At 48.6% G+C, this 20,512-nt stretch carries 19 protein-coding genes; 16 read left to right on the top strand and 3 right to left on the bottom strand.

The features are described from left to right. Positions 1-84 precede the first annotated feature (84 nt). The 3 genes from A10D4_RS02175 to A10D4_RS02165 all read left to right on the top strand — a co-directional run bounded on the left by A10D4_RS02175 (position 85) and on the right by A10D4_RS02165 (position 5,357). Positions 85-2,313 carry an NADP-dependent isocitrate dehydrogenase gene (locus tag A10D4_RS02175; RefSeq protein WP_008487454.1) on the top strand — a complete coding sequence of 743 codons (2,229 nt, stop codon included), beginning with the start codon at positions 85-87 and terminating at the stop codon, positions 2,311-2,313. 55 nt (positions 2,314-2,368) lie between these two features. After that, positions 2,369-2,767 carry a Cu(I)-responsive transcriptional regulator gene (cueR, locus tag A10D4_RS02170; RefSeq protein WP_008487453.1) on the top strand — a complete coding sequence of 133 codons (399 nt, stop codon included), beginning with the start codon at positions 2,369-2,371 and terminating at the stop codon, positions 2,765-2,767. 115 nt (positions 2,768-2,882) lie between these two features. Next, positions 2,883-5,357 (top strand): heavy metal translocating P-type ATPase, encoded by a 2,475-nt coding sequence (locus A10D4_RS02165; RefSeq protein ID WP_040502258.1) that lies wholly within the window; start codon positions 2,883-2,885, stop codon positions 5,355-5,357. Positions 5,358-5,447: 90 nt separating this feature from the next. Here A10D4_RS02165 and A10D4_RS02160 read toward each other — a convergent pair whose 3' ends face one another. After that, a complete protein-coding gene (locus A10D4_RS02160) occupies positions 5,448-5,762 on the bottom strand; it encodes a DMT family transporter (protein ID WP_008487451.1) in 315 nt (104 codons plus the stop codon). Positions 5,763-5,948: 186 nt separating this feature from the next. Here A10D4_RS02160 and A10D4_RS02155 point away from each other — a divergent pair, with 186 nt between their 5' ends. The 4 genes from A10D4_RS02155 to A10D4_RS02140 all read left to right on the top strand — a co-directional run bounded on the left by A10D4_RS02155 (position 5,949) and on the right by A10D4_RS02140 (position 10,935). Then, positions 5,949-8,240: a S8 family serine peptidase gene (locus tag A10D4_RS02155; RefSeq protein WP_008487450.1), complete on the top strand. Its 2,292-nt coding sequence runs from the start codon at positions 5,949-5,951 to the stop codon at positions 8,238-8,240. Between the two features lie 23 nt (positions 8,241-8,263). After that, positions 8,264-8,740, top strand: coding sequence for a hypothetical protein (locus tag A10D4_RS02150; protein ID WP_008487448.1), 477 nt, complete (start codon positions 8,264-8,266; stop codon positions 8,738-8,740). Between the two features lie 196 nt (positions 8,741-8,936). Beyond that, positions 8,937-9,212, top strand: coding sequence for a transcriptional regulator (locus A10D4_RS02145; RefSeq protein ID WP_008487446.1), 276 nt, complete (start codon positions 8,937-8,939; stop codon positions 9,210-9,212). Positions 9,213-9,657: 445 nt separating this feature from the next. Beyond that, complete coding sequence (locus tag A10D4_RS02140) at positions 9,658-10,935, top strand: mechanosensitive ion channel family protein (RefSeq protein ID WP_008487445.1); 1,278 nt, start codon at positions 9,658-9,660, stop codon at positions 10,933-10,935. Between the two features lie 69 nt (positions 10,936-11,004). On the opposite strand, the gene A10D4_RS02135 is transcribed toward A10D4_RS02140, so the two are convergent. Beyond that, entirely contained in the window at positions 11,005-11,544 is a 540-nt protein-coding gene (locus tag A10D4_RS02135; protein WP_008487442.1) for a fasciclin domain-containing protein, read from the bottom strand. 358 nt (positions 11,545-11,902) lie between these two features. On the opposite strand from A10D4_RS02135, the gene A10D4_RS02130 reads away from it, so the two are divergent. Beyond that, positions 11,903-12,502, top strand: coding sequence for an outer membrane beta-barrel protein (locus tag A10D4_RS02130; RefSeq protein WP_008487441.1), 600 nt, complete (start codon positions 11,903-11,905; stop codon positions 12,500-12,502). Positions 12,503-12,512: 10 nt separating this feature from the next. On the opposite strand, the gene A10D4_RS02125 is transcribed toward A10D4_RS02130, so the two are convergent. Continuing rightward, entirely contained in the window at positions 12,513-13,010 is a 498-nt protein-coding gene (locus tag A10D4_RS02125) for a hypothetical protein (protein WP_156812066.1), read from the bottom strand. A gap of 244 nt (positions 13,011-13,254) precedes the next feature. On the opposite strand from A10D4_RS02125, the gene ccoN reads away from it, so the two are divergent. The 8 genes from ccoN to A10D4_RS02085 all read left to right on the top strand — a co-directional run bounded on the left by ccoN (position 13,255) and on the right by A10D4_RS02085 (position 20,505). After that, entirely contained in the window at positions 13,255-14,694 is a 1,440-nt protein-coding gene (gene ccoN, locus A10D4_RS02120; protein ID WP_008487439.1) for a cytochrome-c oxidase, cbb3-type subunit I, read from the top strand. Between the two features lie 12 nt (positions 14,695-14,706). Next, positions 14,707-15,342, top strand: a complete 636-nt coding sequence (gene ccoO / locus A10D4_RS02115) for a cytochrome-c oxidase, cbb3-type subunit II (protein WP_008487438.1) — start codon at positions 14,707-14,709, stop codon at positions 15,340-15,342. Between the two features lies 1 nt (position 15,343). After that, a complete protein-coding gene (locus A10D4_RS02110; protein WP_008487436.1) occupies positions 15,344-15,535 on the top strand; it encodes a CcoQ/FixQ family Cbb3-type cytochrome c oxidase assembly chaperone in 192 nt (63 codons plus the stop codon). Then, on the top strand, positions 15,528-16,481 hold the full coding sequence (ccoP, locus tag A10D4_RS02105; protein WP_008487435.1) for a cytochrome-c oxidase, cbb3-type subunit III: 954 nt from the start codon (positions 15,528-15,530) through the stop codon (positions 16,479-16,481). Before A10D4_RS02110 ends, ccoP begins: the two co-directional genes overlap by 8 nt. A gap of 140 nt (positions 16,482-16,621) precedes the next feature. Beyond that, positions 16,622-17,182, top strand: coding sequence for a FixH family protein (locus tag A10D4_RS02100; protein ID WP_008487434.1), 561 nt, complete (start codon positions 16,622-16,624; stop codon positions 17,180-17,182). 4 nt (positions 17,183-17,186) lie between these two features. Then, a complete protein-coding gene (locus tag A10D4_RS02095) occupies positions 17,187-19,634 on the top strand; it encodes a heavy metal translocating P-type ATPase (protein WP_008487433.1) in 2,448 nt (815 codons plus the stop codon). Further along, positions 19,631-19,846: a cbb3-type cytochrome oxidase assembly protein CcoS gene (gene ccoS / locus A10D4_RS02090; protein ID WP_008487432.1), complete on the top strand. Its 216-nt coding sequence runs from the start codon at positions 19,631-19,633 to the stop codon at positions 19,844-19,846. The genes A10D4_RS02095 and ccoS overlap by 4 nt, the downstream gene beginning before the upstream one ends. Beyond that, positions 19,843-20,505 (top strand): sulfite exporter TauE/SafE family protein, encoded by a 663-nt coding sequence (locus A10D4_RS02085; protein ID WP_008487431.1) that lies wholly within the window; start codon positions 19,843-19,845, stop codon positions 20,503-20,505. The genes ccoS and A10D4_RS02085 overlap by 4 nt, the downstream gene beginning before the upstream one ends. Positions 20,506-20,512: the final 7 nt, after the last annotated feature.

Raw genomic sequence — 20,512 nt, 5'->3', positions numbered from 1 at the left:
TGTGGGCGATTAGCTTGCAGTTTGTTATAATAGCGCCACTTTCAAGAACGCTTTTACTCTTTGGTCTTATTAATAGGAAGCATTATGTCGACTGATAACTCGAAGATTATCTACACGGAAACCGACGAAGCGCCACGTTTAGCGACTTATTCATTGCTGCCGGTGATTCAGGCTTTTAGTCAAGCCGCTGGGGTTTCTGTTGAAACTCGCGATATTTCATTGGCTGGTCGTGTGATTGCCGTATTCCCAGAGTATTTAGACGAATCTCAGCGTATTCCTGACGCGCTGGCGGAATTGGGCGAATTGGCCAAAAAGCCGGAAGCGAACATCATTAAATTGCCTAATATTTCAGCTTCTATCCCGCAATTAACGGCAACTATTAAAGAACTGCAAGCACAAGGCTATCAGTTACCTGACTATCCTTTTGAACCCAAAAACGATGAAGAACGCGATATTAAAGCGCGTTATGACAAAGTAAAAGGCAGTGCGGTAAACCCGGTATTGCGCGAGGGCAACTCTGATCGCCGCGCACCCGCTGCGGTCAAAAACTATGTCAAAAAGCATCCGCATAAAATGGGGCAATGGGTAAAAGATTCGAAGACTCATGTGGCACACATGGAAGACGGCGACTTTTATGCGACTGAGCAGTCAACGACCATGGCGAACGCCGATGATTTAAAAATTACCCTGCACATGACCGACGGCAACCAAAGCGTGTTAAAAGCCTCGGTGCCGGTGCTAGCCGGTGAGGTGGTTGACGCGGCGGTGATGAGCAAGCAGCAATTACAAGCATTCTATGAGCAGCAAACTAAAGCGGCGAAAGAAGAGGGCGTGTTGCTGTCGTTGCACTTAAAAGCCACCATGATGAAAGTGTCTGACCCGATCATGTTCGGTCATGCGGTACGCGTTTACTACGCCGACGTGTTGGGCAAGTATGCCAGCGAAATGAAAGAAATCGGTTTTGACGCGACCAACGGTATTGGTGATTTGTACGCGAAGTTAGACAAATTACCAGCGGATAAGCAGGCCGCGATTAAAGCCGATATGCAAGCGGTTTATAAGAGTAACCCGGAATTAGCCATGGTGAACTCTGATAAAGGGATCACTAACCTGCACGTTCCTAGCGATATCATTATCGATGCGTCGATGCCAGCAATGATCCGCGACGCTGGTAAAATGTGGACGCCGGATAACACTCAAGCCGATACTAAGGCGATGATCCCAGACCGCTGCTACGCTGGTGTATACCAAGAAACCATCAACTTCTGTAAAGAGCACGGCGCGTTCGATCCGGCGACCATGGGCACGGTGCCAAACGTTGGCCTGATGGCACAAAAAGCAGAAGAATACGGCTCGCATGATAAAACCTTTGAAATTGCTGCCGACGGTATGGTGAAAGTCACCAACCAAGCCGGTGACGTGGTGTTCGAACATGCGGTTGAAAAAGGCGATATTTGGCGCATGTGCCAGGTTAAAGACGCACCGATTCAAGATTGGGTCAAATTAGCGGTAAATCGTTCGCGTTTAAGTGGTATGCCAGCGGTGTTCTGGTTAGATGACAAACGTGCGCACGACCGTCAGTTGATCGAAAAAGTGAACACTTATTTGAAAGATTTGGACACCGACGGTTTGGATATTCAAATCATGGATCCGGTGAAGGCGACGCGTCATTCATTAACTCGCATCAAAGCCGGTAAAGATACCATCTCGGTAACCGGTAACGTGTTACGTGATTATTTAACCGATTTGTTCCCAATCTTAGAACTGAATACCAGCGCAAAAATGTTGTCTATCGTGCCACTGATGAACGGCGGTGGTCTGTTTGAGACCGGCGCAGGCGGTTCAGCACCTAAACACGTGCAACAGTTTGTCGAAGAAAACCACTTACGTTGGGACTCTTTAGGTGAGTTCTTAGCATTAGCGGCATCATTAGAGCACTTAAGCCGTGCTAATAATAACGCTCGTGCGCAAATTCTTGCCGATACACTGGATACGGCGACAGCCAAGTTCTTGGAAAATAACAAGTCGCCATCACGTAAAGTGGGTGAGTTAGATAACCGCGGCAGTCACTTCTATTTAGCAATGTATTGGGCTGAAGCCTTGGCTGAGCAGTCAACAGACAGCGAACTGCAAGCGCGCTTTGCACCGTTGGCGAAGAAGCTGACCGAAAACGAGCAAGCGATTGTAAAAGAGCTGAATGATATTCAAGGCTCAGCGGTAGAAATCGGCGGTTATTATCAACCTAACCCTGATTTGGTATCAAAAGCCATGCGTCCTAGCAGCTTACTCAATGAAGCTCTAGCCACGCTGTAGACTGCACCATAATGACGAAGGCGCCGCAAGGCGCCTTTTTTTATCGGAGGCTAAGATGAATATCGGCGAAGTCGCTGAACGCACCGGTTTGAGCGCGAAAATGATTCGGCATTATGAAAAACAAGGCTTATTCAATCCTCAGCGTAACGCGCAAAGTGGTTACCGGGTGTTTAATGAAACCGATGTGGCGCAGTTGAGCTTTATTGCTAGTGCGCGACAGCTAGGCTTCTCGCTAAAACAAATCGGTCAATTAGTCAGCCTTTGGCGCGACCCACATCGTGCCAGTCGTGAAGTTAAAGTGGTTGCTCAACAACATTTGCTTGAGGTCGAACAACAGTTGGTAGCGCTTCAACAAATGCGCCGCACTTTGCATGAATTGATTGCTGCCTGCCCGGGTAGCGATGATCCACATTGCAGTATTTTAGCTTCGTTGCAAGCCGCTGACGAAGATTAAGTCTGGCGCTTGACCTTGACATAAGGTTAAGGTTCATACTGTGCTCACTTCAGCAGTGGTCTTACATAAAAATCGCTGCATATTTGAGAGTATGAATACTGGAAAATAGGACAGTATGATGACAACCACGATTAGTTTACGCTTACAAGGAGTTAATTGCGGATCTTGCGTGCGCCGCGCCGAGCAAGCGCTGGCCAGTGTTGACGGTATTCACAGTGCACAAGTCAACTTGGCAAACGCCAGCGCCGACATTCAGATAGAGCAAAGCGCCGCCACAACAATCGCAGAACTCGTCCAGCGCGCAACGCAGGCGCTAGCACAGGCAGGCTATCCCGCGCAGCAACAGCATTGGTCGCTGGACATCGAGGGGATGCATTGTGCCTCCTGTGTCGGGCAAGTCGAGCGAGCATTAAAGCAGGTCGCGGGCGTGACCGATGCGCAAGTTAATTTAGCCAGTGAACGTGCAGAGGTGACCGGCTATCAACAAGTGGTGGCTACCGCTGACCTGCTTAGTGCAGTAAAACAGGTTGGCTATCAAGCTCGTCAACGCGACGCAAACCAACACAACGACCCGCAGCAACAACAAGCACAACAACAACGACGTTTAAAACGACAATTTTTAATCGCCTTGTTGCTGACTTTGCCGGTATTCACCGTGGAAATGGGCGGACACCTGATCCCAGCGTTACATCACTGGTTATATAGCGTCTTCGATAAAACCGTGATCTGGACCGCACAGGCGTTATTGACGACCTTAGTCATGGTCTGGCCCGGCCGTCAATTTTTTAGTTTAGGTCTACCCGGCTTGCTACGTGGCCATCCCGATATGAACGCGTTGGTTGCTTTAGGTGCTAGTGCGGCCTGGCTGTTCTCGATGGCAGTCTTGGTCGTACCGAGCGCTATCCCTGCGCAGGCTCAACACGTCTATTTTGAAGCCGCCGCCGCCATCATTACCCTGATTTTATTAGGCCGTTATTTAGAGGCGCGCGCTAAAGGCCGTACCGGCGAGGCGATTGAAAACTTACTTAACTTGCAAGCCAAACAGGCGCGTGTTGAGGACGCTCAGGGGCAGCTTAAAGAAGTTGCCATTGAACAGCTGCAAGCTGGCGATATTGTGTTGGTTAAACCCGGTGAGCGCATCGCTTGCGACGGAGAAGTGCTGAGTGGCGAGTCTTATATCGATCAAGCCATGTTGACCGGTGAACCTGAGCCAGTGAAAGTCGGTGAGGGCGATAAGGTGGTCGGCGGTACCATCAACAAACAGGGCAGCTTGCGCGTACGCGTGACCGATGTGGGTGAGCACAGCCAATTGGCTCAGATCATTCGTTTAGTTGAACAAGCGCAGGGCACGCGGTTACCCGTACAGTCGTTAGTCAATCGAGTGACAGCGGTATTTGTCCCAGTGGTTATTGGTTTAGCGACACTAACCGCAGTACTGTGGTTTTGGTTGGGGCAAGACGATTCGGTAACCCTAGGTTTGATTAATGCGGTTGCGGTGTTAGTGATTGCCTGCCCATGCGCGATGGGCTTAGCGACTCCCGTGTCAATCATGGTCGGCAGTGGTCGTGCCGCGCAACTGAGTATTTTGTTTCGACAAGGCGACGCGTTACAGTCTCTAAAAGACTGTCAGGTAGTGGCGTTTGATAAAACCGGTACATTAACCGAGGGCAAACCGACGTTACAGCACATTAGTTTATTCGATAACGCCAGTTTCAGCAGTGAAGAAACAGTACTGGCGACGGTAGCGGCGCTAGAGACCCAGTCTGAACACCCATTAGCCCAAGCTATCGTGCAAGCAGCACAGCAACGATCTGTTGAGTTGCCCGCCGTTGAGCAGTTTCAAGCACATGCAGGGCTAGGGGTCAGTGCAACAGTAGCAGGCCAACCCTTATGGGTCGGTGCAAAGCGTTTTATGCAACAGCAACAGATCAATCTGGACGCCGCCGACAAAGCACTACAGCGTTATACCGAGGCGGCAGCGAGCGTCATTTTTGTTGCCAATCAACAAGGTTTAGTGGCGCTATTGGCAGTCGCTGACCAATTACGTGATAGCGCCAAAGTGGCTGTCGATGAGTTGCATCAACAGGGGAAAAAAGTGGCGATGATCAGCGGTGATAATCAAGCAACCGCCGAAGCTATCGCTCGCCAGTTACATATAGATCAAGTGATTGCCGACGTCATGCCGGATGGAAAGGTCGAGGCGATTAAGCAATTACGGCAGCAATACGGTCAGGTCGCGTTTGTCGGTGATGGAATAAACGATGCGCCGGCGCTGGCCGCCGCCGATGTTGGTGTGGCCATTGGCAGTGGTACCGACGTCGCCATCGAATCAGCCGATGTGGTGTTGATGAATGCGCAACTGACCAGCGTGGTTAAGGCGTTTGGTATCAGTCGCGCGACCTTGCGCAACATTCAACAAAACTTATTTTGGGCTTTCGCCTATAACGCGAGCCTGATGCCGATAGCAGCAGGGGTGTTATATCCGTGGTGGGGAATTTTATTGTCGCCAATTTTTGCTGCAGGCGCGATGGCATTTTCTAGTATCTTTGTGTTGCTCAATGCCTTGCGGCTTAAACGCTATGGACGCTGAGTTAACGAGGGTCAAATAAGCTTGTCGAAAAAGGAATAGGGTGATCGGGTATCGATTTGATCTATTTTATGACCCGATCACCATTTTTAGTTAACCGACTTTTAACGCGATAACGCCGGCAATAATCAACGCTACACCGAAATACTTAATCAGACTGCTACTGTCGCCAAAGAACAACACACCGACTAAAAATGTGCCAGCGGCACCAATACCTGTCCATACCGCATAGGCGGTGCCTATCGGAATTTGTCGTTGAGCTAAAAATAACAGGTAACCACTGATCGCCATGCAAACCACGGCAGTGCTAATGCCTGCTAAACGATAATTGTCTTGCTGCGCAAACTTTAAGCCTAGTGGCCAACCGATTTCGAATAATCCTGCCGCGATCAAATACAACCAAGCCATTGCTGTTCCTTAATGTTCACATACGGTTAAAATTTTTTGTTAATTTTATAAACAATATCACTACATGTATTTAACATTCGAATGTATAAGGTTATGCTACTGCTGTTGCATAAGTAACAAACCAGGGATGCGACAACAGTTATCTATCTGATAACTAAGTCACTATATAACAATAACGAGGTTAAAATGAATAAAAAGCAACTAAAGCTTGGCCTGTTATCTAGCGCAATCATCGCAGTACTTGCTGGTTGTGGTGGAAGCGATGATGATAACTATGCACCAGAATTTGATAGCGCAGACGTAAATGTCGCCCAAGCTCAACAATGGGTCCCTGTTGAGGGACAGGTTTCTGCGACCGATCCAAATGGTGATAGCCTCACATATAGCGCTGAAGTAATGGTACCTGAAGATGGAGAAGTGCCAGGTACTGTGACAATCGACAATAATGGCCGCTTTGTTTACACGCCGATCACTGATGATGCTGCGCAAATTCAAATTATAGTTAGTGACGGTGAACTGAGTACTTCAACTACTGTCAATATTGAGGCTGTGCAGGGCGACCCGTTGGCTTCTCAACAATGGCATTTGCGTAATACCGGACAGCGAGCGTTTGCTATGGCAGAGTCAGCGTTTCAAGCCTATAGAGATTTACGCGTAGCTCAAGGCTCGATGACCGAAGAAGAAGCAGCCGAATTTTATAAAGCCGATCCGAGCATTCTTGTTCCGGGTGAAGACCTCAATGTTATGGAGGCCTATGCGCAAGGCGCGACCGGACAAGGTACGATTTCCGTAGTAGCCGATTCAGGCTTAGCGATTGCTCACGAAGACCTGAAGAATAATGTATTGCCGGGTCGTTCTATCAACTTTATTGCGAGTGCCGCAGATCGAACCGATCCGACCGCTACCGGTACTGGTGGCGACCATGGCACATCGGTTTCTGGTCTGATCGCTGCCGAAGGCTGGAATGGTCTGGGTGGTCGAGGGGTTTCACCAAATGCTAAACTGATTGGGATGAACTACCTAGGAGATAGTACTACTCAAACTGACCGTAATAACATGATTGTATACGGTATGCCTGGTTCTGGGATTACAGATTCAGATAATGTCGTTACTTTTAACCGTAGTTACGGTTTTAGCGCACCAGTTTTGTTTGATGTCACTGAAATTGATGAAACAATCATTAGTTATCCAACCAAGTTCTTGCGAAATGGTAAGGGCGCTTTAAACATTAAAGCTAATGGTAATGATTTTGATGGCAGCGGAAACTATCCGATATCAAGTGCGTTATGTGAACTGCAACAAGATGGTATCCAAGAAGATCAGTCTGCTGCTATTCTACTAAGCTGTACGGACGGTAACTGGGATTACAGTAACGCGAGTTTCTATTCGATTTCTATCGGTGCAGTCAATACTGACGGTGCTCATACTAGTTATTCAACTGCTGGCTCAAACCTTTGGGTTTCATCACCTGCGGGTGAATACGGCGATTTCGAGCCTGCGATGATCACGACCGACCAAACCACTTGTTTACGCGGCTACGCCGGTTGGTCTCGAGCTGATAGCTTCGCCAGCGTCAACGGCGCTTTCTTAGGTAGCTTTGGTATTGATGCGTACGAATTCTACGCTAACGTTTTTCCATTCAACGCGCCTGGTGGCGAATCTAACATGGAGCATAACGCTAGCTGTAATTATACAAATACATTCAATGGTACTTCATCCGCTGCACCGAACACCTCAGGTATTGCCAACCTCATCGCTTCAGCAAACCCAGAATTAACGTGGCGTGAGATCCGGCATATTATGGCAGCAACAGCAAGTAAGGTTTCTCCTGACGATGCCGTAGTCACCCTAACACTGCCTGATGGAGAGTTCGTAGCTCACGCCGGTTGGGTAGAGAACTCAGCTGGTTACTCATTTAATAACCTCTTTGGTTATGGTCGCCCAGATGCCGGAGCAGCAGTCGCTTTAGCGAAAGAGGGTGTTGAACTTCCTGATTTGATCGAGACCGATTGGCAGGTCAACGATTTAAGCCCGGGTATCGAAATCCCAGATAACAGCGCTACTGGTGCGGAAGTTGAGATCGAGGTAACCGATGCGATTTCGATTGAAGGCATTCAGTTTTCGTTCTTAATCAAAAATCCTGATATGGCAGAAGCCTATGATGAAAATATTGTAGGTACCACCGCCGCATCAGATATTGCAATTGAAGTCACATCGCCAGCTGGTACTCGTTCTGTTATTGCAACATCTCGCACGGGCTTAGGTTCTATAGGTATTGGTGCGTTAGGTGGTGAGCTTGACGATGTTTATCATCCTAGCAGTCCTATTCTATCAAACGCCTTCTATGGTGAATCCGCTGCAGGCACGTGGACCGTGAAAGTGCTTGATACTAACGGCAATGACTATGATGGTTTGTTCTTGAACAATCGAGTTAACAGTGTACTTCAACAAGTTAACGTTCGTGTGTTTGGTCATTAATTTAAAAGAATAGGTGATTCATAATGAAATTTACTAAAGTGATGAGCTTAGCCGCTGTTGCAGCCTTGTCTGTTAATATGGCTAACGCGCAACAATCGATTGACAAAAAGCAGCTAGACCATAAACAAGTTGTGGCTGAAGCTAAAAAACTGCCCCAAGGCGTCGCTAAACAACGTGTTTACAAAAACTACCGTTTAGCTAATGGTGTTGCAAAAAACGATGCGTTGACTAGTGGAGCTCGTGTATTTAATGAAGTCACCCGTGAGCTAGGAACAGTCAGTGGTAACGTTACGGTATTAACTAATGATGGCGTAAATGTTGGCAAAATTGCTCAACAGTTTGGCTTGAGCGTTGTTAACCAAGAATCTCGTGTTGGCTTAGCCGTGCTGTCTGCGCCAGCTAACACCGATTTAACCGCGTTAGTCGAACAACTAAAAAGCAGTGACTTGGTTAAGTCTGCGCGCATCGAAATCGTGGAAGCGTTAAACCAACCACGATAATCAAAAGCAGTTAATAAAGCCTCAGCAATTTTGCTGGGGCTTTTTTTATGCCTATCAATCGACAAAAAGGGTAACTGTCAGTTTGTATTCACTTTCGCTAGCTATCAACAAAATCAACACTAATAACCAATGGTTGTAAAAATTTAACCGTTGGTTATAATTCTTAAAGTGTTAGTTTCCATAGGTGTTAATAACCATGACGTACAGCCAAGAATTACTCATGCAATTGCTTGATAAAGAACGCCTAACGCTTAATAAAGCGGCGCTAAAACTGGGCGTCAGTCAGGCTTTTTTGTCTAAGGTGAAAACTGGAGAGAAGGCTTTTTCTGAAGCCCTGGCGCTTAGCTTGTGTGACTGGCTGATGCTGGATGAACCGGTCGTTTTACTGCGTTTGCGCGCTAGTAAGGCAACATCTCCGCGTGAGCGTAGCATTTGGCAGAAAATTGAGCGGCGCTTGCAGGATGTTGATTGATTCGGCATTGCAGCTCATCGGCGTTCCGCTGATTTAGGCGAGCAACAGCCCGGTAAACGAAACAGATTTTACGTAGCGGCGCTTTTACATTGGACAAAATGTCGAGCTTGAGAAAATCTGAAACAACAATATTGGTAGCCAAAGAAGGTACACGCGGGAATCATGGAGCACACGCGGGAATCATGGAGCAATAGGCCTGATTTCGGTTAATATCTAATTGCGTATAATGTATATTATGTTAAATAAGCTATAAATAAGTGTAATCACGTTTGGTAAGTACTAACTATAATGACATGCTACTCTGTAAAATCTGTGCCTAACAACCCTGCTTTGTACTCAGATTTTACAGAGCGACGCGTGCGGTTTAGGCGCGTCTTATCCCGGTGCGAACGCTGAGGAACGATGCTAAACTGCGGCGAGGATTGTTGTTTAAGGGAGTTTGAGGATGTTCGAATCAACCTATGCGTCGCTACAAAGTTGGCTGCAGCAATACCACATCGACTTGGATCAGGCGTTACAAGTTTTACAAGCGCTGGCGTTAATTGTGGTGATTTCTATCGCCATTCATATCATTTTGCATCGCGGCCTGATCATCTGGTTACAACGCATGGCCGATCGTTCAGAAGCGGTTTGGAAGCACGCGCTGTTCAAAGATAAGCTGTTCTCGCGTTTGGCTTTACTGGTGCAAGGTATCGTCATCGGTATTCAAGCTAACTTGTGGCTGGCTGAAGATAGCGCAGTGCGCCAGGTCATCGTGACCATGGTGGCGGTTTGGGTAGTGTTGTATGCAATGCTGATGCTATTTTCGCTGCTCAACGTATTAGAAGATATTGCTGACGATACCGAGGTTGGCCGCAACATGCCGCTGCGCGGTATCACGCAAAGCTTAAAAATTGTCTTTTTTATTGTCGCTGCCCTGCTCACTATTTCAATTTTGATCGGTAAGTCTCCCCTACTGCTACTCAGTGGTTTAGGTGCGATGACTGCGGTATTAATGTTGGTCTTTAAAGACCCCATTTTAGGCTTGGTCGCTGGCGTACAGTTATCAGCCAATAAGATGCTAAGCGTTGGTGATTGGTTGGAAATGCCCAAATATGGTGCCGATGGTGATGTTATCGACATTAGCCTAACCACCGTTAAAGTGCGCAATTGGGACAAAACCATTACCACCATTCCAACCTACGCGCTGATTTCTGATTATTTCAAAAACTGGAAAGGCATGACCGAGGCCGGTGGCCGTCGTATCAAGCGTAGCGTATTGATTGATGGTACCAGCGTTCATTTTTTAGCTCAGTCAGATATCGAGCGGCTGACCATGGCGCAATTACTGCAGCCTTATTTAAAAGAAAAAATCGAAGAAATCAGCGCATACAATGAAAAGATCAAAGTCACCGACGACAGCCTGATCAACGGTCGACGATTGACCAATTTAGGCAGTTTTCGAGCCTATTTAGAGCGCTATCTGCGTTCTCATCCGCGTTTGCATCAGGGCTTGACCATGATGGTACGGCAAACCGCGCCCACTCATGAAGGTATTCCCATCGAAATCTATTGCTTTACCGATACCACCGTATGGACCGAATATGAAGGTATTCAAGCCGATATTTTTGATCATATCTATGCGGTAATACCGGAGTTTGGTTTGCGTGTGGCGCAAGCGCCAACCGGTGGTGATTTTCGCCACTTGGGCACATCTTTAAAATCTGGCGGCGATCACGATTAAGCTGACGCAAAATACTAAAAGGAAGAGGCTCGACAACGTTAATATTGGTCGAGCCCCTTGTAGTAAAACTTAGTCGATCTTGATAACTTGATTGATAGCGTGTACAACACCGTTAGATGCCTCAATATCAGCCTCGACAACGGTATTATCATTCACCATGACTGCCTTGTCAGCCTCAATCGTTAAGCGATTTTCAGCAACGCCCTGTAATTCTTGGGTTGAGGTAAAATCATCGCTAAACCATTCACCCATGACCAGATGGGCTTTCAATAGTGCGACCAATTGCTCTTTGTTAGAGGGATCGAGTAATGCCTCGACCTCACCCTGCGGTAACTTGGCGAATGCGTCGTTAGTTGGCGCAAAAAGCGTGTACGGACCTGGCTCGGTGAGTACGTCATCAAGGCCAGCCTGTTTAATCGCTTTGTACAACGTGGAAAATTGCGGTTCAGATAGCGTTATCTCGAGCACGTCCATCGATGCCGCCGTTTGCATTTCCTTTTCTTCATGAGTCTTCATTGTATCTTGCGCAATCGCCTGTAACGGCAATGCCGTCGCCGCGGTAAGCCCGAGCAACGCAGCAAAAACGCGTGAATGAGTAGCTTGTAACATGTTAAATCTCCCTTTTCTCTGTTAAGTTGCCACCCTCCTTAATACGTTATTGGAGCTAAACTGGTTTCATTTTCGCCCTGATCTAAATAAAACAATCACACACCATAATAACCTTATGAAGCAACATTTAATTGCTAAAAAATCAACTGTGAATACTAAAAAATCAATACAAGGCGAATGAATTACGTAAAACTTGCGTTAATATCGGGCAGTAGCTGAGCAGCTTGAGCACCACTATGACCTATAAACCGCACGATTTTTGCGTCATCCGTAGTTGACGAGGGCGCCATAAACACGCAGGCTTAACAAGGTTATTTATTCATCACTGAAATTCATCAACTGAATTAAGGAGTCGGTTATGAAACGTGCTTTAGCGATTGCTACTCTGGTTGCTGCCACTAGCGGTTTAACGACCACCGTGCAAGCGGCTGACAGTGCTCGTCCAGCTTATTCGTCGATTCAAGGCTTTTACATCAATCAAGATGACGACGCCGGTTACGACGGCGATGGCTTTATGGCCCGCGGCGAATTGCAGTTCGGCGCGCGTTACTTTTTTAGTGCCGAACTGATGACCACCACAGACTCTGACATTGCCACCAATGCCGATGTGCGCCATTACCAGTTGGGCTTTGGTCGTTTCTTCGAAATCAATAATGCTTTTACCTTCGATGCCCAAGCCTTCATCGGTAAAACGGACACCGACTTAGATCAAAATAGCGTCCATTTAAAAGGCGACGATGAATTTTTAGGCGCTCAACTGGGGCTGCGTAAGCGTTTCGGTAATCAGTTTGAAGCCGGCCTAGGTTATCGTTATACCGATTATCGCGACGTCGACGCCGAAAAAGGCTTTTTACTCGACGCCTTTTATTATTTCACTAACCGTTTAGCCGCTGGTGTGCATTATCGTAGTTTCGATAACACCGATAGCTGGGCCTTGGGTCTACGTTACGACTTTTAATCCAGCGCACTCAATCCAACGCACTAAAAGCAGGCGGATAACCGACAAACTCGGCGGTTATCCGTTGCCCGGTGATAGTCTCTATCACCAATTGCCAGTGCATATAAGGTTCAGCACACAAGCCTAATCTCAGTTCAGCCTGATACCCCTGCTGTTGTTCAGTTCGCCACACCACGGGTAATTTGCCCATATACATATTCATGCCGGTTAAATAGCTGCGGCTAATTGCCAAGTCGGCATCGGTTTCCTGACCTTGGTAACTTAAGTGTAATTGCAACGTCCGTTCAGCAGGCGCATAGCTAGGTGTCAGTTGAAGTTGCCAAGCACCACCAATATCACAACCATGACGCAATTGTTGAGGCTGGCAAATCGCCTCATCAGTGACCCAATCAGGGGCGTCTTTGGTAACCGCATCAGGCATATCTGACTTCGGCTGACAGCCCGCCAACACTAAGGCTGCAAAGGAAAAGCTTAAAAGTCTATTTAATGCTTGCACTGCTGTTTTCACTAATGGTTTCACGGTTTTTGCGCCACAACCAGTTTCATCTACACTTGAGGACAGTGAATAAGATACCCAATGCAGTCGCTTGATGTAAGTCATGATTTATACAAACTGCGCTATATTTTTTGTCGCGTAAACAGTAGAATGGCGACGGTTTTCAGGGGTGGTTCTGCGGGTTTATTCCGTCTACTCCCTGCAATCACCTGAAGTCTGAGTCTCACTATCGAGCCTAAATTTGTGGAATCAAATGATGAGCCAAACAAGTCAACAACAACCGATAGATTATAACTTGAAGGTCGTTCGTCAATTTACCGTGATGACGATCATTTGGGGTATTATCGGTATGGCTTTGGGGGTTTTTATCGCAGCCGAATTAATTTGGCCAGATTTAAGCCTGCACTTGCCTTACCTTACCTATTCAAGATTACGTCCTTTACACACTAACGCTGTTATTTTCGCTTTTGGTACCAGTGCGCTGTTCGCGACCTCGTACTACGTCGTGCAAAAAACCTGTCAGGTACGGTTATTCTCTGACAAGCTCGCAGCCTTTACTTTCTGGGGCTGGCAAGCAGTCATTGTCGCTGCCGTCATCACCCTGCCTTTAGGTATCACTAGCTCAAAAGAATACGCTGAGCTGGAATGGCCAATTGATATTCTAATTGCGGTGGTTTGGATTGCCTACGCACTGGTGTTCTTTGCTACCATCGTTAAGCGCCGTACTAGTCACATATACGTGGCGAACTGGTTCTACGGTGGCTTCATTGTCACTATCGCGCTGCTGCACATCGGCAATAGCTTAGCCGTACCGGTATCGTTCACTAAGTCTTACTCGATGTACTCCGGTGCCGTCGATGCGATGATGCAGTGGTGGTATGGTCACAACGCTGTCGGTTTCCTGCTGACCGCGGGCTTCTTGGGTATGATGTACTACTTTGTACCTAAACAAGCCGAGCGTCCGGTGTACTCTTATCGCTTATCGGTTGTACACTTCTGGGCCTTGATTTCACTCTACATCTGGGCCGGTCCGCACCACTTGCACTATACCGCACTACCCGACTGGACTCAGTCAGTCGGCATGGTCATGTCAGTTATCCTATTTGTGCCGTCTTGGGGTGGCATGATCAACGGTATCATGACACTGTCAGGTGCTTGGCATAAACTGCGTACTGACCCGATTCTACGCTTCTTAATCGTATCGCTGTCGTTCTACGGTATGTCGACCTTCGAAGGTCCGATGATGGCGATTAAATCGGTTAACGCGCTGTCACACTACACCGACTGGACCATCGGTCACGTTCACTCTGGCGCATTAGGCTGGGTAGCGATGATTTCCATCGGTGCGATGTACTTCTTAGTACCGCGGTTATTTAACCAAGAACGCTTATACAGCACCCGTTTGGTTAACGTGCATTTCTGGTTACACACCATCGGTGTCGTGTTGTACATCGTCGCCATGTGGATTTCCGGTGTCATGCAAGGCCTAATGTGGCGCGCGACCAACTCTGACGGTACCTTGACTTATAGTTTCGTCGAGTCGGTGGAAGCCTCTTACCCATTCTGGTTCGTCCGTTTTGTCGGCGGTGTCTTTATCGTTACCGGTATGCTGATCATGGCTTACAACTGCTACAAAACTATCCGTGCTGGTCAGCGTGCAAGCGCTGCAGTCAGCCACGACGTGAAGACTGCTTAAGGAGTTCGCAGAATGAGTAATCAACACGAACGTGTAGAAAAAAACGTCGGCTGGCTATCGATTTTTATGATCATCGCCATCTCTATCGGTGGTTTGGTCGAAATCACACCGTTGATTTTTCAAAGCCAAACCAACGAACCGATTGTTGGCTTAAAGCCGTATACGGCGTTACAACTGGAAGGTCGAGACATTTATATTCGTGAGGGTTGTAACAACTGTCACAGCCAAATGATCCGTCCTTTCCGTTCAGAAACCGAGCGCTACGGTCACTATTCGTTAGCCGGTGAACACGTTTGGGAGCACCCTTTCTTATGGGGCTCAAAACGTACCGGTCCTGATTTGGCTCGGGTCGGCGGTCGATACAGCGACGAGTGGCACCACGTACATCTGCACAACCCGCGTGACGTCGTACCTCAGTCCAATATGCCGGCTTTTCCATGGTTAGCAGAAAACACCCTTGATGGTGAGCTGACAGCGAAGAAAATGGAAGTTTTCCGTGGTTTTGGTGTGCCTTATACCGACGAAGATATCGCCGGTGCTAAAGCTGCCGTTACCGGTAAAACTGAAATGGAAGCGCTGATCGCCTATCTGCAGTCGTTGGGTACATCGCTTTCAGAAGCCGATAAAGCAATGAGAGAGTCTGAATAATATGGATTATGGAACTTGGCGTGGTGTTTTTACCATCATCATTCTGGTGTTGTTTATCGCCTTAGTGATTTGGGCGTTCAGCAAACGCCAACGTAAGAGCTTTGACGAGGCTGCAAATTCCATATTTGAAGAAAATGAGTCGTCGCTGAACAACCGCAGCGACGATCAACAGGAGTCTAAGAAACATGAGTAGCTTCTGGAGTGCATGGGTTATTGTATTAACCCTCGGCCTGTTGGTAGCCATCATTGTGCTACTGCGCTGGAACATGAAAAACTATACCGACGTTGCCGAAGGCGAAGAAATGGGCCATGAATTCGACGGTATCGTCGAAATCAACAACCCGTTGCCTAAGTGGTGGACCTATCTGTTTTGGATCTGCATCGTTTGGGGCTTTGTCTACTTGGCGTTGTACCCGGGTTTGGGGAACTTTCAGGGTCTATTAGGCTGGAAGAGTTCTAACCAAGATGTGCGTTCATTAGCCGAGTCTCGGGCCGCCGAAAAGCGTGCTGAAGAAGAAGGTCTGATCGTCGAGTATGACCGTCAAATGCGAGCGGCAGAAGCCGAATATGGCCCCATCTTTGCGGCTTACGCGGCACGCTCTATCGAAGATTTAGCCGCTGATCCAGAAGCGGTTGCGGTAGGACAGCGTTTATTCTTGCAAAACTGCTCTCAATGTCACGGTTCAAACGCCATGGGTGGCCCAGGCTTCCCTAATTTGACCGACGACGATTGGTTACATGGTGGCTCTCCGGCAAAAATTAAAGAGACCATCATCGGTGGCCGTCAAGGCGCAATGCCGGCCTTTGGTGAGCAATTTACCGACCAACAAATCACCGAAGTGGCAACCTATGTGTTAAGCCTTAGCGGTCGCAAAGTCGACCCAGAATTGGCGGCAGCCGGTAAAACTCGCTTCGCAGTTTGTAGCGCTTGTCACGGTGTTGACGGTAAAGGTAACCAAGACATCGGCTCGGCCAACTTAACCGACAACATCTGGTTGTATGGCGGTAGTCAGGCCAAAGTCGAAGAAACCCTACGCTATGGTCGTAACGGTGTCATGCCGGCTTGGAAAGACATCTTAGGCGAAGACAAAGTACACGTTGTCGCGGCCTACATTTATAGCTTGTCTAACGAGCAATAATTGATATACCGCAAGGTATCGTAGAAAGTAAGCAAAAGTGTCCGCTGTTGACATTAAAAAAGCCCCGCTCAAGCGGGGCTTTTGTTGTTTAGATTGGTTATAATACGCGCACCAATACGCGATTGTAGTGAGAGCCCCGTATGAGCAATAGCAATTCGTCTGCCACAGCCCCCCGTAGCCACGCTGACACGGCTGACAACACAGTCATTGAACCCTGGTATAAACAGTTTTGGCCATGGGTGCTGATTGCCATTCCGGTTACCGTAGTGATCGTTTGCGCCACTATCATTACCGTTTCTACCAGTCAGGGTAGTTTTAACATGGTGGTTGACGATTATTACAAGCGCGGCAAAACCATTAACGTCGTAGTTGCTAAAGTGGAAGAAGCTCGCAAGCGTGGTATCGAATTTAATATTGCCGCTCACGACGGCCAGCTGCGCTTACGTTACGTGCACGGTCAGCCAGAATTGCTGAGCGCGTTGAAAGTGAGCTTTTATCATGCCACACAACCCGATAAAGATTTCAGCCGCTTAATGAGTGTGGCCGGTGATGGCACCTATCGCACCGACGTGCCAGCCGATTTAGATGGCAAATACACCATTACTGTGGAGCCGCACGACGGTAGCTGGCGTGTGAGTCAGCAATTTCGCCTACCGCTTTTAAAAGACACCACCTTGTCGCCCAAACTTTACGGTGTATAAACCCATGGCGGTAGCGCCCAATGATCAGCAGCAGTCACTAGCCGCCGCTAGCGACTGCTGTTTTCACTGTTTACAACCAATCCCCGAGGGCGTTGCCTTACAGGTTGTTTATCAGGGACAAGCGCAAGCGGTGTGTTGCCAAGGCTGCCAAGCCGTTGCCGAGACCATTATCGAAAAAGGCTTGAGCCACTTTTATCAGTATCGTGACACCAGCAATCCACAAGATATCGCTCTTATTCCGGACGAGTTGAGCGCGCTAGAAGCTTACGACAACGAACAGTTGCAACGCGGCTTTGTCGGCACCGACAAACAGGGTTTACAGCAAATCACGCTATCGGTGGATGGCATGACTTGCGCCGCCTGTGCTTGGCTTATCGAGCGTCAGCTACAACAACAGCCAGCGGTAAAACAAGTACTGGTGAATGCTTCGACCGACCGCGTGCAATTGCATTGGGATGCGCAGCAGCAGCCCCTTAGCGAATTACTGAAAGCCATTGCCCGGGTGGGCTATCGCGCCTTGCCCTTTCAGCAAGCCAACAGCGAAGCAGACATCAAGCGTCGAAAACGACAACTACTAAAACGCTTAGGCGTGGCCGGTTTAGCCACCATGCAAGTCATGATGGTAGCGTTCGCGCTTTATTTTGGTGTGGTCAGCGACCTCGATAGCGATACCCGTCACTACCTGTGGTTGGTCAGCCTTTTATTTGCCACACCGGTGATTGGCTACAGCGCTACGCCGTTTTATATCAGCGCGTTACGCAGTTTACAGGCGGCTAAGCCGAATATGGATGTGCCGGTATCGATTGCTTTACTGGCAACTTACGGCGCTAGTGCCTACGCCACCTTTAGCAATCATGGCGAAGTCTATTTTGAGTCGGTCGCCATGTTTACCTTCTTTTTGCTGATCGGTCGTTATTTAGAACTAGCCACTAAACAGCGTGCCATTAGTTATGCCGCAAACTTAATGAAGTTAGTGCCAGCGCTGGCGACGCGTATCGACGCCGATGGTCAAACGCAAGCGGTGGCGGTGTCGGCCTTAGACATTGGCGATATCATTGTGGTTAAACCCGGCGCCACCGTACCCGCCGATGGCGAACTACTCAGTAGCCAGGGTTGGCTCAGTGAATCGGTCTTAACCGGCGAAAGTCAACCACAAGCCAAAGCTCAAGGCGAACAAATATTAGCCGGCAGCGTCAATCAGCAACAACCGATTCAAATTCGCGTTAACGCCGCCAACCAACAAACCGTATTAGCCAGCATAGTGGCGCTGCAAGACAATGCGCTAGCCCATAAACCCAAGTTGGGGCGGCTGGCTGACTCGTTAGCCAATGATTTTGTTAGTAAATTGCTGGTCATCACCGCCCTCACCTATGCTGGTTGGTATTGGTTCGCGCCCGAACAAGCTTTTTGGGTCGCCTTGTCGGTGCTGGTGGCAACTTGTCCCTGTGCGCTATCGTTAGCGGCGCCAACCGCCTTAACCGGCGCTGTGCATCAGCTCAATAGCCAAGGTATTTTATTAAAAGACAGTGCCGCGTTAGAAACCATGCATGCCATCGATACCGTGGTGTTCGATAAAACCGGCACCCTCAGTAACGGCGAGTTCAGTTTACTCGATAGCCACTACAACACCACCAGCGAGTGGTCAACGGCCACTTTACAAGGTCTCACCAGCAGCTTAGAGAAACATTCAGAGCACCCGTTGGCACGACTATTACAGCAATGGCCAGCGTTACCTGCTGATGCACCTCTGAGCAATATCGAAAATCACGGCGGCGCGGGACTTTCAGCTAACTATGCCGGTCAGGCATGGCGTTTAGGTGCGCTCGACTGGATCAAGCAATGGCATCCGCAATACCGCCCGACGCTGCCACAGGCCAACGTCATTTTAGCCAATCAAACGCAGGTATTGGCCGAGTACTGGCTAGACGATGCACTACGCGATGATGCCGTCAACAGCGTCGCGCAGCTGGGTAAAGTGACGCAATTACAGTTGCTCAGCGGTGACAGCAGCAGTCGCGTGGAGCAATGCGCGCAGACCTTAGCTATCGACACCTGGCAAGCCAACTGTAAACCGGCCGATAAACTCGCACAGGTTGCCGCGTTGCAGCAGCAAGGGCACCATGTAATGATGGTTGGCGACGGCATTAACGACAGCCCCGTATTGGCGCAGGCAGATTTGTCGGTTACCTTTGCTAACGCCGCCGATATGGCGAAAAGTAGCGCCGATGTCGTCATTTTAAAACCGCACTTGCAAGCGCTGTTAAACTTGCGTGAAATTGCCCTACGCTGCCGTCGTATCATGCGTCAAAACTTAAGCTGGGCGGTGGCTTATAATGTGATTATTATTCCGCTCGCCGTGGCTGGCTTGGTCACGCCTTACATTGCCGTATTAGGCATGTCGTTCAGCTCGCTGCTGGTGGTGTTAAATTCATTAAGGTTGTACCCACGATGAGTGTCATTTACGTACTAATTCCAATCGCCATGATCATCGTCGCTATTGGCGTCGCTATTTTCTTTTGGGCGGTGCGCTCTAATCAGTTTGAAGATATTGAGCGGCAAGGCATGAGCATTTTGCTAGACGATGAAGACGAGCAGCAAAACGCTAAGCCACGCAATTCGGCCAACACTGACCAACAACAGCGCGATAAGTCGGACAAGCCGTGAACGCCATAGATGCCTTTGCGGCTTTGTTAATGGGGTTAGCTGGGGCTGGTCATTGCATGGCGATGTGTGGCGGTATCAGCGCCGCTATCGGTCTACAACAACGGCCCGCCTTGTTACTCTGTTATAACTTAGGGCGCATCACTACCTACACCCTGATTGGAGCATTAGTGGGCGCGGCGGTATTGCTTGCCGCGCAAGGTAGCATCGCCGTGCTACAAGGTTTACGCGTGCTGGCGGCACTATTTTTGCTTGCATTAGGCTTGTATTTTGGTGGCTGGTGGTTTGGCTTAAACCGCTTAGAACGACTGGCGCAACCACTGTGGCGACGCATACAACCATTGGCGGTGCGCTTACGTGGTCAACACGGCTATCTGGGCAGCTTTGCCGCCGGCATGGTCTGGGGCTGGTTGCCCTGCGGACTGGTTTACAGTGCGCTAAGTTGGGCGGCATTAAGCGGTAGTGCCGCCGGTGGCGCGCTGTATATGGCGCTGTTTGGCTTAGGAACATTGCCAGCGATGTTTATTTTTGCTCTGTTCAGCCGTACACTACAGGTTATTGTAAGCTCGACAGGGTTTCGTAAAGCCATGGGTGTGTTGCTTATCGCTTATGGCGCGTGGCAATTGCTACAGCTTGCTAAACAGTTTATTGGACAATTATAAGGGGTCG

This window comes from Idiomarina xiamenensis 10-D-4 (assembly GCF_000299895.1).
Classification (GTDB): domain Bacteria; phylum Pseudomonadota; class Gammaproteobacteria; order Enterobacterales; family Alteromonadaceae; genus Idiomarina; species Idiomarina xiamenensis.
Note: the sequence above shows the minus strand (reverse complement) of the source record. Positions and strands in the feature narration are given on the sequence as shown.